Annotated in this window: 11 protein-coding genes; 5 read left to right on the top strand and 6 right to left on the bottom strand. The window is 48.5% G+C overall.

All coding sequences use genetic code 11. The features are described from left to right. The first annotated feature begins 264 nt into the window (after positions 1–264). The 4 genes from M1J35_RS05740 (at position 265) to M1J35_RS05725 (ending at position 6,216) form a co-directional block, all read left to right on the top strand. Positions 265–1,899, top strand: coding sequence for a PTS transporter subunit IIBC (locus M1J35_RS05740; RefSeq protein WP_224521394.1), 1,635 nt, complete (start codon positions 265–267; stop codon positions 1,897–1,899). 3 nt (positions 1,900–1,902) lie between these two features. Further along, entirely contained in the window at positions 1,903–2,703 is an 801-nt protein-coding gene (locus M1J35_RS05735) for an endonuclease/exonuclease/phosphatase family protein (RefSeq protein WP_254652979.1), read from the top strand. Positions 2,704–2,862: 159 nt separating this feature from the next. Then, positions 2,863–4,584 (top strand): pyruvate oxidase, encoded by a 1,722-nt coding sequence (locus tag M1J35_RS05730; protein ID WP_254652978.1) that lies wholly within the window; start codon positions 2,863–2,865, stop codon positions 4,582–4,584. A gap of 51 nt (positions 4,585–4,635) precedes the next feature. Continuing rightward, positions 4,636–6,216 (top strand): FMN-binding glutamate synthase family protein, encoded by a 1,581-nt coding sequence (locus tag M1J35_RS05725; RefSeq protein WP_254652977.1) that lies wholly within the window; start codon positions 4,636–4,638, stop codon positions 6,214–6,216. A 172-nt stretch (positions 6,217–6,388) separates the two neighbouring features. Here M1J35_RS05725 and M1J35_RS05720 read toward each other — a convergent pair whose 3' ends face one another. Together M1J35_RS05720 and M1J35_RS05715 are read right to left on the bottom strand one after the other, a co-directional pair. Beyond that, positions 6,389–9,349 carry a carbohydrate binding domain-containing protein gene (locus M1J35_RS05720; protein ID WP_254652976.1) on the bottom strand — a complete coding sequence of 987 codons (2,961 nt, stop codon included), beginning with the start codon at positions 9,347–9,349 and terminating at the stop codon, positions 6,389–6,391. 135 nt (positions 9,350–9,484) lie between these two features. Then, on the bottom strand, positions 9,485–10,510 hold the full coding sequence (locus M1J35_RS05715) for a LacI family DNA-binding transcriptional regulator (RefSeq protein ID WP_254652975.1): 1,026 nt from the start codon (positions 10,508–10,510) through the stop codon (positions 9,485–9,487). Positions 10,511–10,653: 143 nt separating this feature from the next. Here M1J35_RS05715 and M1J35_RS05710 point away from each other — a divergent pair, with 143 nt between their 5' ends. Next, positions 10,654–12,339 (top strand): DUF3159 domain-containing protein, encoded by a 1,686-nt coding sequence (locus M1J35_RS05710; protein WP_254652974.1) that lies wholly within the window; start codon positions 10,654–10,656, stop codon positions 12,337–12,339. Positions 12,340–12,376: 37 nt separating this feature from the next. On the opposite strand, the gene M1J35_RS05705 is transcribed toward M1J35_RS05710, so the two are convergent. The 4 genes from M1J35_RS05705 to proS all read right to left on the bottom strand — a co-directional run bounded on the left by M1J35_RS05705 (position 12,377) and on the right by proS (position 15,343). Beyond that, positions 12,377–12,934 carry a GNAT family N-acetyltransferase gene (locus M1J35_RS05705; RefSeq protein WP_254652973.1) on the bottom strand — a complete coding sequence of 186 codons (558 nt, stop codon included), beginning with the start codon at positions 12,932–12,934 and terminating at the stop codon, positions 12,377–12,379. Positions 12,935–13,048: 114 nt separating this feature from the next. Beyond that, positions 13,049–13,222, bottom strand: coding sequence for a hypothetical protein (locus tag M1J35_RS05700; RefSeq protein ID WP_156030071.1), 174 nt, complete (start codon positions 13,220–13,222; stop codon positions 13,049–13,051). 97 nt (positions 13,223–13,319) lie between these two features. Beyond that, positions 13,320–13,868: a hypothetical protein gene (locus M1J35_RS05695; RefSeq protein WP_254652972.1), complete on the bottom strand. Its 549-nt coding sequence runs from the start codon at positions 13,866–13,868 to the stop codon at positions 13,320–13,322. 44 nt (positions 13,869–13,912) lie between these two features. Further along, positions 13,913–15,343, bottom strand: a complete 1,431-nt coding sequence (gene proS / locus M1J35_RS05690) for a proline--tRNA ligase (RefSeq protein ID WP_254652971.1) — start codon at positions 15,341–15,343, stop codon at positions 13,913–13,915. Positions 15,344–15,452 lie beyond the last annotated feature (109 nt).

Raw genomic sequence — 15,452 nt, 5'->3', positions numbered from 1 at the left:
CTCCTACCAAGGTCCGTCCCTCACACCACTATTATTTTACTAAAATAATATTTTGTTATTGCTTTCTTGAAAGGGATATCATAAAATGTGTTTAGCTAGTGCAAACGGTTGCATCTATTATGCATTCTTTTTCATGTACATAGCACCCAGCTATGAAGACACAGCGACACTCATTTCACTTTAAGCTGAAATGTAAACGCACACATGTCATCCAATGTAAGAAAAATAGTTCAATAGATTGATATTAAAGGAGGAAACGGGTTTATGAAGAATGTATTGTCATTTGATTTTTGGCAGAAGTTCGGGAAAGCATTGCTTGTAGTCGTGGCCGTCATGCCAGCTGCAGGGATCATGATTTCCCTCGGTAAGTTGATTGCCATGATGGGTGGAGACATCACATTAGTGCAAACGATTGCAAGAGTAATGGAGGATATTGGTTGGGGAGTCATCACGAATCTTCACATCCTCTTCGCCGTAGCCATCGGGGGCTCTTGGGCGAAAGAACGTGCAGGCGGAGCCTTCGCTGCCCTGATCGCCTTCATCCTGATCAACCGTATTACAGGAGCGATCTTCGGAGTGAGCGGGGATATGCTTTCTGACCCGGAAGCAACGGTCTCTTCCCTATTCGGCCAAACGCTGGTCGTCTCAGATTATTTCACTTCGGTCCTTGGTGCGCCTGCCCTTAACATGGGGGTATTCGTCGGAATCATTTCCGGTTTCCTTGGAGCGAATCTTTTCAACAAGTATTACAACTACAGCAAATTGCCTGATGCCCTTTCCTTCTTTAATGGAAAACGTTTCGTACCATTCGTCGTGATCGTCGGCTCTGTCATTATCGCCGTCATCATGTCAATTGTATGGCCGTTCATTCAAGGGTTACTGAATGACTTCGGTCAATGGATCGCCACATCACGTAACACGGCGCCCATCATCGCGCCATTCGTATTCGGTGCATTGGAGCGTCTGTTACTGCCATTCGGTCTGCATCATATGCTGACGGTTCCGATCAACTACACAGAACTTGGCGGAACATATACAATCCTGACAGGTTCAAGCGCAGGATCGACGGTTGCGGGACAAGATCCATTATGGCTTGCCTGGATCGCCGACTTAAACAACTTCCTGGCTGCAGGAGACACGGCAAGCTACAAACAATTGTTAAACGATGTGACACCGGCACGTTTTAAAGTCGGTCAAATGATTTTATCCACAGCTGCCCTGATCGGTATCGCTTATGCCATGTACCGCAATGTGGATAAAGATAAGAAGAAAAAATATAAATCCATGTTCTTCTCAGCTGGTTTAGCTGTATTCCTGACAGGTGTTACCGAGCCGATCGAATTCATGTTCATGTTCGCTGCCCCGCTTCTATATGTTGTGTATGCGATCATGACGGGACTTGCTTTTGCGATTGTGGATATCGTTCACATCCGCGTTCACTCTTTCGGATCCATCGAGCTTCTTACCCGTGTACCGATGATCATCAAAGCAGGTCTGTGGGTAGATCTTGTAAACTTTGTCATTGCCTGCCTCGTATTCTTTGGTCTGAACTTTGCCGTTGCCAACTTCCTGATCAAGAAGTTCAACTTCCCGACACCGGGTCGTAATGGAAATTATATTGAAGATGAAGCTTCAACAGGCGGAGGGTCGGTCAGTGCCGATTCCATCGCGCCAAAAGTCGTTGCCATGCTTGGCGGGAAAGAAAACATCGTAGACGTCGATGCCTGCATGACCCGTCTTCGTGTAACGGTAAAAGACACAAGCCTTGTCGGCACGGAACAGGAATGGAAGAAAAACGGGGCACTCGGCCTCATCCTGAAAGATAAAGGCGTCCAGGCCATATACGGTCCGAAAGCAGACGTCATCAAGTCGGACATTCAAGATCTGCTGGGAGCGTAAGACATGAAATTACTGACGCTTAATTGTCACTCCTGGCAGGAAGACAACCAGCTCGATAAGATCTCAATTCTAGCCGATGACATCGCAGAGGAATCCTACGATGTCATCGCCCTTCAGGAAGTCAGTCAGCTGATCGAAAGCGAAATCGTCCATGGCTTGGTCAAAAAAGACAATTTCGCCCTTGTCCTCCTTGGGGAACTGGATAAGCGAGGCGTGACAGATTATACACTCGTCTGGGACTTCGCTCATATCGGCTACGATGTCTACGAAGAGGGCGTCGCCATTTTGACAAAGCACCCCATCGTGGAGGAACATCGCTTCTTCGTCTCGAAAAGCCATGATCAATCCTATTGGAAAACCCGAAAAATCTTAGGGGCCACCATTTCTTATCATGATAAGCCCCTTACCTTCTACTCCTGCCACCTCGGCTGGTGGACGGACGAGGAAGAACCATTCAAGTACCAGGTAGACTCCTTAATGGAACAGGTCACCCCGGAATCCCCTTTCTTCCTTATGGGCGATTTCAATAACAATGCCCTGGTTCGTGATGAAGGGTACGATTATCTCCTTTCCAAAGGACTCACAGATACATTCGGGGAAGCTCTTGAACGGGACAGCGGCATCACCGTCCGTGGAAACATTGCCGGTTGGGATGAGAATACAGTCGATTTACGGCTCGATCTTATCCTCTCCAGTACAAAAATAGATGTCACTTCATCCCAGGTCATCTTTAACGATGGTAATAAACCTGTCGTATCGGATCATTTCGGAGTGGAAGTGGTGTTAGCAGAAAGCAACAACTGATCGTGGATCGGTTGCTTTTTTTGCGTTCGGAAAGATCTCGCTGGAGGATATCGACCTTTCTACATCTCTAGACAAATTCCGCAACCACCCTCTCCCCTCACGTTTAATAAATCCCCATCAGTGGTAAAAAATCACTATACACTAAAAGGAGGTTCAACTATGGGACATAAACTCGCAGGGCAGGCAGCTGCCGACATCATGGAACAATGGAAGATCAAGCATGTATTCGGTCTTCCCGGTGATTCCATCAATCACTTTGTCGACGTACTGCGAAGTGAAAAAGAGGAAATCGAGTTCATCCAGGTCAGACATGAGGAAGTCGGGGCACTCGCCGCCTCGTCATATGCAAAACTCACGGGAAATATCGGGGTATGTTTATCCATTGGCGGACCCGGTGCTATCCACCTGTTAAATGGCTTGTATGACGCAAAGGCCGACGGAGCACCCGTATTGGTTTTGGCCGGACAGGTCGCGACAGAAGAGCTTGGAATGGATTCCTTCCAGGAAGTTCATCTGGACCGGGTGTTTGCGGACGTTTCCGTCTACTGTGAACGGGTCTCATCACCTGAATCACTTCCCGATCTCATGAATCAGGCCATCAGGACCGCTTATGCAAAAAAAGGGGTATCCGTTCTGATCATCCCCGACGACATCCCCGGGCAAAAAATCAAGGACACCATAAAAGACACGTCCAGTATCCCGGCTGCGACCATCGCCGCTCCCCTTGAACAAGATATGAAGACCGGAATGGAATATGTACATAAAGCACAGCGTCCGGTCATCCTTGCAGGGACGGGATCCAGGCATGCCGCCCGTGAACTTGAAGCTTTCGCTGAAAAGATCGCGGCTCCGGTCATCTTTACGCTTCCGGCTAAAGGAATATTCCCTGACAAGCATCCCCATAATCTCGGACAGCTCGGTCAAATCGGGACGAAACCTGCATATGAAGCCATGGAGGAAGCAGATCTTCTCATCATGATCGGTACGTCGTTCCCGTATCGTGATTTTCTTCCCGATGATACGCCCGCCGTTCAGATCGATGCGGATCCGGCACAAATAGGAAAGAGATATCCCGTTAGCGTCGGGATCGTCGGAGATTCGAACCTTGTGTTGAAACGATGGAATCAACAGCTTCCCCTCAAAGAGAACCGATCCTTTTTGGAAGAATGCCAGAACAATATGAAGAACTGGTGGAAGCATGTTGAAAAAGACGAAGTCGAAGCGACGATGCCCATGAAGGCTCCTCAAGTCATTGCGGCCCTCCAGAAGATTGCAGACGACGATGCGGTCCTGTCCGTCGATGTCGGCAATGTGACCGTCTGGACCGCCAGACACTTCAAGATGACCAACCAGAAAATGATTATTTCCAGCTGGATGGCGACCATGGGATGCGGACTACCAGGGGCGATCGCAAGTGGTCTGGCAGAGCCTGAGCGCCAGTCCATCGCCGTCTGCGGAGACGGCGGGTTCACCATGGTGATGCATGATTTCGTCACGGCGGTCAAATATAAGCTGCCGATCATCGTCGTCATCATGAACAACAGTAAAATCGGCATGATTAAGTACGAACAGGAATCCATCGGCCACCTGGAATATGAAACGGATCTTCAGGACATCGATTTCGCCCAGTTCGCCAAAGCATGTGGAGGGGAAGGCTATCGTGTCATCAAACATGAGGATCTTCAGCCTGCCTTTGAAATGGCAGCGAAATCCAATAAGCCGGTCATCATCGATTGTGTCATCGAAGATCAGCCACCTCTACCCGGTAAGATCAACTTCGAACAGGCAGCCGGTTATTCAAAGCATGTCATGAAGAAATTCTTCAAGAAGCATGAAGCCGAGATGCCACCGTTACGCAAGGCCATGAAACGACTATTTTAACAAAGAAGTGAGCCTGTAAAAGGGCTCCTTTTCCCTATTGGAGGAATGAAAATGAACAGCATATCCATCATTCAGTGGATTCTCCTTATCATCATCGTACTCGCACTGCTTATCCCAGCTGCCCTTATTTTTTATTTATGGATGACCGATGAAAAACAGAAGGAGCATGCGGTATTGAGGAACTTTCCGGTTCTCGGAAAAATGAGGTACATCCTCGAGAAGATCGGTCCAGAACTGAGACAATACCTCTTTCATAATGACAACGAAGGAAAGCCCTTCTCGAGACTTGAATACACGAATACCGTCATGGCGGGTAAATACAAATCCCGGATGCTCGGCTTTGGTTCCGAGCGGGACTTCGAAAAGGAAGGCTACTACATACGAAACACCCTTTTCCCTGTCCAACGGGACGAACTCCGCATCGACAACTCACAAAAAATAAACACCAAAATCTACAAAATCGATAAAGATAATCTGCTCAGCCGCAGGGAACACCGTGAAGAAACTGAAGCCGATCCCTTTCTCCTGAAAGACGAAGATGCCCCTGTCATCGGTGAACGTACGTGCAGGCATCCCTTTAAAGTGAAAGGACTCGTCGGTCAGTCCGCCATGAGCTACGGCTCCCTCGGTGAGCAGGCCATCACCGCTCTTTCAACCGGGTTAAACCTTGCTTCCGGGTCGTGGATGAACACCGGTGAAGGCGGATTATCCAAGCATCACCTGAAAGGCGGAGTCGACATCATCTGCCAGATCGGTCCGGGCTTATTCGGCGTCAGAACGAAGGACGGCGAATTTTCATGGGAAGAATTCAAGAAAAAGAGTGATCTCAAAGAGGTGAAAGCCTTCGAATTGAAACTTGCCCAGGGCGCAAAGACGCGCGGCGGTCACGTTGACGGAAAAAAAGTGACACAGGAGATTGCCAACATCCGTAACGTCGAGCCATGGAAATCCATCGACAGCCCCAACCGCTTCAAAGAGTTCAGCAACAACGAACAGATGCTGGATTTCATCGAACAGCTCAGGGAAGTCGGCGGCAAACCCGTCGGGATCAAACTGGTCGTCGGAAACACGAATGATATTGAAAGCCTCGCTTCCTACATGGCCACTTCCGGAAAACACCCCGACTTCATCACCGTGGATGGCGGAGAAGGAGGAACAGGTGCATCGTATCAGGAACTAGCGGCTTCTGCAGGGGTCCCAATCAAATCCGCCCTTCCCTTCCTTCACGACACCCTGGTGAAATACGGCGTCAGGGATAAAGTGAAAATCTTCGCTTCCGGAAAATTGTTAACACCCGACAAGATTGCCTTTGCACTCGCCCTCGGTGCAGACTTTGTCAACATAGCCCGGGGACTGATGTTCTCCGTAGGCTGCATCCAGGCTCAAGTATGCCACACGAACAACTGTCCCGTCGGCGTTGCCACCACTGACAAGAAACTGCAGCGGGCACTGATCGTCGAAGAAAAATCATTTCGCGTCTGCAACTACATCATCTCCCTTCGCGAAGGCCTGTACAACCTGGCCGCAGCCGCGGGAATCGATACACCGACAAGATTCGGGCGTGAGCACATCGTGTTCCGGGATGAAGACGGACGATTGCATCCGATCAAGCCGGAAAAAGCGATGTCCTAAGGGAAAGAAGCAGCCGACTCGGCTGCTTCTTTTTTTGGAGGTGAAGGGAGTGGATCTTGACCGTTCTCCATTGCCGACAAAACCCGCCCCGCCCCGTCCAGACCGAGCGCTCAGTCAAGTTTATCCACAAAAAAACACAGCGCCCCCAAAACAAGACGCCGTGCCCCCACTCCTACTTCAATTCCACATTATCAATCACTACATCATGAGCACCAATCGGCGACCCACTACTCTTCCCAATCAGGAATTTAAGACTCGTGTCCTCGCCCACCGGTGGCGTAAATGTATACTCATAATGCGTCATCTCTCCACCCAGCTGAGCGACTTCTGATAAATAGCGCGTATACGCAGCATTTTCAATCGTCACTTCCATCGTCCGGTCGACTGACGAACTCACATCGAAGGAAAGGGTGTATTCCACTCCCGGCTTAAGCTTCAGTCCTTCCTGGAATAGCTGAACACCCCATATTTCGTTTCCTTCGTTTCCAATCGAGATTTTTGCCTGTCCGTCTTCAGAAGAAATACCTGCAGAAGCATCGTAATGGATGTAATTTGCCCAGAATTCTAAATCGGAATCAAACGATCCGTTCTGGATGACGTTTGCACCAGGAGGTCCCGCTTTCTTCTTTAACGAGAGGTTATCGATCTTCGCTTCATCCGTACTGCCACCCAGATCAATCACCAGCTGTGACTCCATATCCGTCACATCCGGCATCGTGAACGTCATGGCATGCTTCTCCCAATCAGCGGTGAGAGGGATCGTTTCCGTTGCGTACACCTTTTCCCCATCCTTGCTTCTCATCTCGACCTGAATATCACGACCACTTTCTGCCACTCCGTCAAACATCAATTCATATTCATTCAATTCCTTAAGCTGGATGCCTTTTTGCACCAGCCCGGCCTCTTCCGTTTCGCTGGAAGGCTTTGCTGAGAATACCCGCTCGTCAGGATCCACTCCCAAGGTTTTCCCGGAACCTGCCAGATGCCAATAAAGAAGGCGGTCAGGGAATCCCTGGTCGAACGTCCCATTATAAATAAGGTTCCCCGTCGGCAGTTCAGGTTTGGAAGCATCCGGATCCACTTCGACAGGCGGGATCTCTTCCACCCGGATATTTCCGAGCCACACAGGTAGCTTGGACAATCCGAGATTAAATTCCACACGGGCTTCCAAATCATTTTCCTCGGTCATCTGGAACACCATTTCATAGGATTCCACCCCATCTTTCAGTGAAAAAGATTCACTGTTTGAATAGGCACTGTATCCCCTCTTTTCACCCCCGCCGACTTTCACATTGACCTTCCGTGATCCGCTCGATTTTGCATCGAAGGATACCCGGTAGTAACGGCCCTTTCCGAGTGATACGTCCTGGATGAGCTGAACGGAATAAGGCTGGCTTCCCGGTTCTTCCACATCCACTTTGGCAAAATTTCTTCCCTCGATCTGATCAAGGGCTACATTGGCCTTCCCTCCAAAATCAGGGACGGTCAAGAAATACCAATAATCCGTATTTTCCACTCCCGGAATCCCGTCAACGTCTTCCCATTCCTGATCAAATCCGGTATTGTACATGAGGTTTCCGTCTTCGAGTGGCTGCTTCGCATCGTCAGGCAGTGGAGCTTGTTCAAATTCCGGCAGTTCCGGCGTTTGATACGGTCTTCCCGTCAAATCATACACACGTACATAATCCACATCCATGGATTGAGGGAACATCGTCTCTTCCGTCGGTTCACCATCGAAATTCCCGCCTATCGCAAGATTCAACAGCATATGGAAGGATTGATCAAACGGCGCAGGGTACGTGAAGTTGGAAGCGTTTCCGGTCCCTTTGCTGTACCAATTGTTCTGGGTCTGGCGGAGTTTTCCGTCCACATACCAGCGGATTTCCCCCGGCTCCCATTCAACGGAGTACACATGCTCGTCGGCAATCGTCGATCCATCTTCAAAGCTATAGTGATCACCGGTGTATTTATTATTCGGCCACGATTCCCCATAATGAAGCGTCCCGATTGCTTCACCCGGATTGCTGCCCTGGGCTTCTAAAATATCAATCTCACCGGATGCAGCCCATCCGCCATACCGGTCATCTTCCGGAAGCATCCAGAACGCCGGCCAATATCCCTTTCCAACCGGAAGGGAGGCTTTCATCTCAAATTTTCCATACGTCTTGGAAAACAGGCCCTTCGTCTTCAAACGGGAGGACGTATAGCCGTATCCTTGATAGTTTTCTTTTTTAGCCGTAATCAGAAGCTTCCCGTCTTCAGTCCGCGCATTTTCAGGACGGTCCGTGTAGTATTGCTTTTCATTATTCCCCCATCCTGAAATGAAGGTACCATTCGCATCGGTATATCCGTTTCCGATATCGAACGTCCACTTGTCGCGATCGATCTCATCCTTATTGAATTCATCATTCCACACAAGGGTCCATGGCGTGACAACAGAAGTCGCTTCACTTGTTTCTTTTCCATTCCATACGATGACGCCATCCAGCGTGGCTTTTTCGATGGAACCTTCTCCATCGATGGCCGATCCCTCCCCTGCTTTTGATACGAGGAGTTCCTTCACCACCCCATCAGGCGTAAGGGAGACATTTGAAAGCGCGTTCAATTCTAACCGCTCGGCAATACCGTCAAGCTCCACCTGAGCTTCTCCCTTTTTCCCTGTCGTGGCAATCGTATCAAATTCACCTTTCAATTCGGCATTTTTCGTTTTTACATTTGAAGCCGAGACCGTAACGTCTTGAAATCCTTCGGACGTAATTTCGTTTTCTTCCAATAACACATTTCCTTCGAGGAAGGTTTGTTCAACGACCGAATCTCCGGAAACCGTGATCGTCGACAAATGACCAGGTCCTTCAACTGAAAGACTCTTCAACTCGGAATCTGTCAATTGCACGGTATCGGGTTCCTCTCCCTTGATCAACGTCTTTCCTTGTACCGTCACGTTTTCAAGGGTAATGTCCTTTCCGGCAGCCGGTGTGATCACGAGGTCGCCTTCTATCGTTCTATCTTTTAAGGTTGAATCTTTGAGGTGAAAAGGTTTGTCTTTTTGTGGGGCGGCACTACCTATGTTCGCGGGTGGCAGAGTCATGATGAGACATGCAGCGGTAAACGAAGTGACTGCTTTTTTTAACATGTGAACTCCTCCTGTTTTCATTTATGTCTCACGTGGGACATTTGTATATAACTATAAAACCACCACGATCGTTTGACAACATTTTTCTACCATAATGATTTCTCATACACTAAAACAAGCCCGTCCCAAAGGGGATCAGGCTTGTTTTTCTGAACAGGAATTCCTCTTGACCAAAGAAGCTTGAAAAGGACTCATCGTTTCATATGGCTCCCCTTCCACCCTGTGTATCAGCTCCTCCACTAACGCAACCGCCATCTCCACTCTCGGAACGTTCATGGTCGAAAGTGCAGGCGATGTGTATTCTGTCAGCAAAATATTATCAAAACCGATGAGTGAAACGTCCCCTGGTACATCCCGTCCCGCTTCCTTCAATGCCTTGAGGGCCCCGAAGGCGATATGATCATTGGAACAGAGGATGGCGGAAGGAAGTTCCCCCTGCCGGAGCCAATGATGAATGGCATCTTTTCCCGACTCTTCCACGAACCTGCCCGTATAGATGTACTCCGGCTTCACGCTGATCCCTGCTGCTTTCATCGCCTTTTGGTAACCATTAAGGCGCTCCACCGCTGCAGGATTGTCCTGGTCACCTGTAATGATGCCGATTTCTTCATGCCCCAGCTGAAGGAGGTGACGGGTCGCTTCCATGGCACTCACTTCATTTTCCAATACAGGCATGGGGATGGAAGGAGTACGACGGGTCACATTGTTCTGATCGAAAACCCCGACCAAAAAGTTGGCGGAAAGGATTTCATCGACGATCGACTGGACATTACTCCAGCTGATGATGATGCCTGCATCGATGCTTTTTTCCCTGTAAAGCTTCAACACGGGAGACGGATCATCCACTTCCGCCATCGTCACGAGCACCTTATACCCCCGAAGAGAGCAGGCATTGATCACCGCCCCGATCACCACGCTGTAAAAAAGATCATCGGAATAGATCCGATCCTTCCCAGGGTCCTGAATGATGAACAGCCCGATCGTATGGGTCTTTTTCTTCACCAGCCTCCGTGCTGAAACATTCGGCTGATACTGATGCTCCTCCATGATCTTCAAGATCCGCTCCCGGGTCTCGGTCCGTACCTGGGGCGAATCATTCAACACCCGCTGCACCGTCTTCCGCGACACCCCGGCTAGCTTCGCTATATCAAATATATCCATACTTTCCTCCTGAGTGGTTACTTCTTCCTATTATAACGGATGATGAGTGGGTTTGGTATGCGGTAAAAAACAATTGAAACCTCCCCGCCCCCTCATCCGTATATACACTATAAACAGAATCACAACCTTGAAAGGGGAACACTATGGGAAACATCTTACTATTTTCATTGATTGTCGGATTGGTCATGGCCTTATTGCTCGTACCGATGGCCGTCATGAAAAAACAAAATAAAAAAGAGGGATATCCTTCCTTCCCGGCACTATTTGGAGCCACCTTACTCATCACGACTGTTGTAGTATTCGTCTTCTATTATCTTTCGAATCTCGATCAGAACTTCACGAGCATATGGATCCTCCTGATCATCGCCTCCGGATTCGGGGCCGCATTTGCCACGGGGAAAGAGCGGATGGTAAAAGGGATTCTGTTCCTGGCGAGCATCTTTGTCGGTGCTTACTTCCTGACCGCGTTCGTCTTCAATGCCGATGAGAAATTCGAATCGGCGAAAATGGATGTCAAAACAGAGATCCAGGCTTTTGATGAAAAGGAAACGCCTGCAAGCGTCCCTCCTCAATTCGCCCGTAACAAAATGAAGAAAGCATTCGGCCAGGTTCCGAATACAAGCTATTATGAGCTCGGCAACCTGCAGATCCAGAAGGTGGACGGTGAGTATGTCTACATCGCACCTGTAGAATTCTCCGGTTTCTTCAAATGGTTCAAAGGGGATTCGACACCCGGGTACTTCAAGCTGAGTGCCACGGATTCAAATGCAAATCCTAAATTCATCAAAGAAGAAATGGTGTACACACCTTCTTCATACTTCAATAAAAAAGTGGAACGTCATATCCGCTTGAATTATCCGAAGGAAATCTTCAACGGGGACGTCCAGCTTGAAATCGATGATGATGGAAAACCGTTCTATATCCAGACGTACGGAAACTTCATCTCAGCCCGTAACGGTTTCGATGTAAAAGGAATCGTCATGGTCGACCCTCAGACAGGTAAAACGAAGTCATATGCCATCAAAGATGTACCGGCGTTCATCGACGGCGCGGTTTCTCCTGAAACGGTCAGCCTTCAGAATAGCTATTTCGGTAACTATGTGAAAGGTTTCTGGAACAGCCGCTTCGGTAAATCGGACGTGAAACTGCCATCTGATGAAGGAACAGAAGCAAACGTGAGCCCTATTTTTGACGAAAATGGTGACATGTACTACTTCACCGATTTCACATCGCCAAAAGAAGGCGTCGATTCCATGCTCGGCTACTCCCTGACGAACTCAAGGACGGGTAAAGCGACATTCTACACAGGAAATCTGGAAGAATCGTACATGGATTCACAGGGCGCCCTGCAAATCATCCAGAAGAAATTCATCGAGAAGAAATGGGACGGCGAAATGCCTGTGCTCTATAACTTCTACGGTGAAGCAAGCTGGCTGACACCGGTGCTTGACGCGAATGGTTTCTTACAAAACTACTTCATCGTCTCGGCTGCCAACCCGGAAATCTCAGCTTATGCAAACACGCCGAATCAGGCATTGAAAGCTTATAAAACCGCCCTGCAACGCGGCGGCGGAAGCGTCGATGGCAGCTCGAAAGCCGAGGAGAAACAAGCAGACGGTACGGTCGTCCGGGTCTATAAAGAAAAGTCCGGTGACTACACCATCGTTTCCTTCCTCTTGGATAACGGAAAAAACTATATCGTTTCTTCTGAAAACAGCTTACTTGCCATCTACTTGAAGGAAAATGATAAGGTCAACGTCACGTATATGGATACAGGAGAAGCCTTCCTCCCTGTAAAAGAGATGACGATCGAAGGATTACAACAATAATCGAAAGGCCGGAATCAAAGATGATTCCGGCCTTTTTCTATTCCCCCGCATTCACATAATACACCAGATTATCCGTCCACTCTCCAAATTCATAAATGAACCCTTTTCGTGTACATTCATACTCCATGCCCACGGCTTCCGCAAGTCGGATTGAAGGCGTATTGTCCAGATTGATATGGGCTTCGATGCGGTGAAAATTCAATTTCACGAATGCCAGCTGCAGGGCAGCCTTCATCGCTTCCTTCCCGTAACCACGATTCCAATAACGATTATGTATCGTGTAGCCCGCCCTGCCCCAGTTGAAGTTGTACCTCATGAGCGTCGAGAAATCGATCGTACCGATGTTGGCGCCATTTTCTTTCAGGAAGATCCCGAGGATATACACCTGATCCCCCTCGATCATTTCGTCATGTTTCTCAAGCATCTCCCTGAACCAGAACTCCGTGCACTCACTCATATCCTGATAGCCGACATCATATTTATGCTGTGACGGGAGCCTGTTCAGATGTTCCCTCAACCAGTTTTCATAATCCTGATTCACGAAGGGCCTGATCACCAATCGTGGTGTTTCGATGGTTAAGTCCTTATGCTTCATCCTCTGCTCCCTCCTTTTTATGTATTACGTTAATAGTACCAACCACCTAAGTAGATTGGTAGTTCTTTTTCATAAAAACGGAAGGCGTTTCTCTACGGAGAAACGCCTTCCTCGTTATTTCTCATTATTCCACTCTTCCTCTAATTCCTTCTCGATTTCCTCATCGGATAAATACTCCTCATCCAGCTGCTGAACATGCTCGGTGATCCGGTTGAGCTTGGAATGCACGATCCATAGGCTGATTACCACGAATACCATGAAAAAAATGACGATGAGTCCCACATCCATATTAATCGACGCCTCCTTTACCTATATTTATTAAGTAAACATAGAAAAAAGAAGACTTTACTCAGAAAAAGTCCGGAAAGGTGCGAAAGTCCCCTGCTTATCCGGAACTGACGTAATACCAGTGTTTATCGAGCTTCTCAAGCTCAATAAAATCTCCCCCAAAGTCACCTGACAAAGGTTTATTCCCTGAAGTAGAATAGACAAATCCGGAGAAGCTGTCCAGTATGCCACGAAAGGTGAAAAAGAGAACCAGCATTTCATCATTCTTCTTCTCTACCAAAATATCTCCGCCCCCCCTTGATAACGCTTCATATTCTTCCGGGAGGTGTATAACCGAATCATTGTATGGAACGTTGGGTGTAATGGCACCTTCCCGCACTTTCTTTACCACTGTCTCCCGATCGGCACGGTTATTCTCATAGTCCATATTCAGAACGACCTTGGTAAACGGGAAAAAGAAAAGAAAAATCACAGTCAAAGATTGGAGGATTAATGCTTTCCATTCCCTTCTCTTAAAAACGGCAATGATGGAAAACACGATTGTGACAAGGAAAAAACCTCCTGCCATCAACCAAAGAAAAGGCATCAAAAACGGTGTCAGGATGTGGATGAGGTGCCACTGAAAAAACGCCAGTGCCACCAACATCACACTGCTGACTAGGGACAAAAGGAAAATGATACTCCCCTTCCTCAATACGCCTTCGCCCAGTAGACCAACTGTTTCGCATCCTTTTCACAGCACACGCACGTATCGGACACCTGCTCCTGTTCAAACGGCATGCATCGTGATGTGGCACTCGTTTCTTCCTTGATTTTATCTTCACAGGCACGGTCTCCGCACCACATCGCTTTGATGAAACCGCCTTTTTCATTCAACGTCGTTTTGAACTCATCAAACGTTTTGGCGACCGTCGTTTTTTCTTCGCGGTGTTGTCTCGCTTTTTCCAATAGATTGCGTTGAATGTCTTCGAGGAGCGCTGTCACTTTCCCTTCCAGCTCTTCCATCGTGACCGTGATTTTTTCCCCGGTATCACGTCTCGCCAGAATCACCTGCCCGTTCTCGATATCCCGCGGACCGACTTCCAGGCGGAGTGGAATCCCCTTCATTTCATATTCATTGAATTTCCAGCCCGGCTTTTTGTCACTGGCATCGATCCCGACGCGGGCAACACCTGCAAGCTGTGTCTTCAGGTTATAGGCAAAATCAAGGACACCTTCTTTATGCTGGGCGATCGGCACGATTATCAGCTGGGTCGGAGCAATCCGTGGCGGCACGACAAGTCCCCTGTCGTCCCCGTGCACCATGATCATGGCCCCGATGATGCGGGTGGTGAGTCCCCATGATGTTTGCTGGACATATTGAAGCTTGCCGTCACGGTCCGTGAACTGGATGCCGAATGATTTCGCAAATCCGTCCCCGAGATGATGGGACGTTCCTGATTGCAACGCTTTCCCGTCATGCATTAAACTTTCGATCGTGTACGTATATTTCGCACCGGCAAATTTCTCTTTCTCTGTTTTCTGACCTTTGATGACTGGAATCGCCAGCATCTCTTCACAAAGCTCTGCGTATACTTCGAGCATCTGAACCGTTTCCTCATGAGCATCCTGATCGGTCTCGTGACATGTATGGCCTTCCTGCCACAGGAACTCAAGCGTTCGGAGGAACGGACGGGTCGTCTTTTCCCAGCGAACCACATTCGCCCACTGGTTGTAGAGCTTCGGCAGGTCCCGGTAGGAATGGATGATGTTTTTATAATGCTCACCGAATAACACCTCGGACGTCGGACGGACGCATAGCCGTTCCGCTAACTCCTCATCTCCGCCATGGGTCACCCATGCGACTTCAGGAGCGAATCCTTCGATATGATCTTTCTCTTTTTGCAGCAGGCTTTCCGGTATAAAAAGGGGCATATACACATTTTCATGCCCGGTTTCCTTGATTTTCGCATCAAGGGCATCCTTGATGTTTTCCCAGATTGCGTATCCGTATGGTCTGATGATCATTGAGCCCCGGACGCTCGAGTAGTCGATCAGCTCCGCCTTCGTCACGACATCGGTGTACCACTGGGCAAAGTCTTCATCCATGCCCGTTACATCTTTTACAAATTCTTTAGCCATTTGAGAGCACCTCGTTTTTTGGTTGGATTGGTTTTATCAGCGGAATTTTCGATTTATCGGCGAAATCCCGGATATATCAGCGGAATTTTCATTTTATCAGCGAAATTCC

The organism is Rossellomorea sp. KS-H15a (genome assembly GCF_024195245.1).
Taxonomy (GTDB): domain Bacteria; phylum Bacillota; class Bacilli; order Bacillales; family Bacillaceae_B; genus Rossellomorea; species Rossellomorea vietnamensis.
The sequence above is the reverse complement of the archived record's forward strand: the minus strand, read 5'-3'. Positions and strand labels throughout refer to the sequence as shown.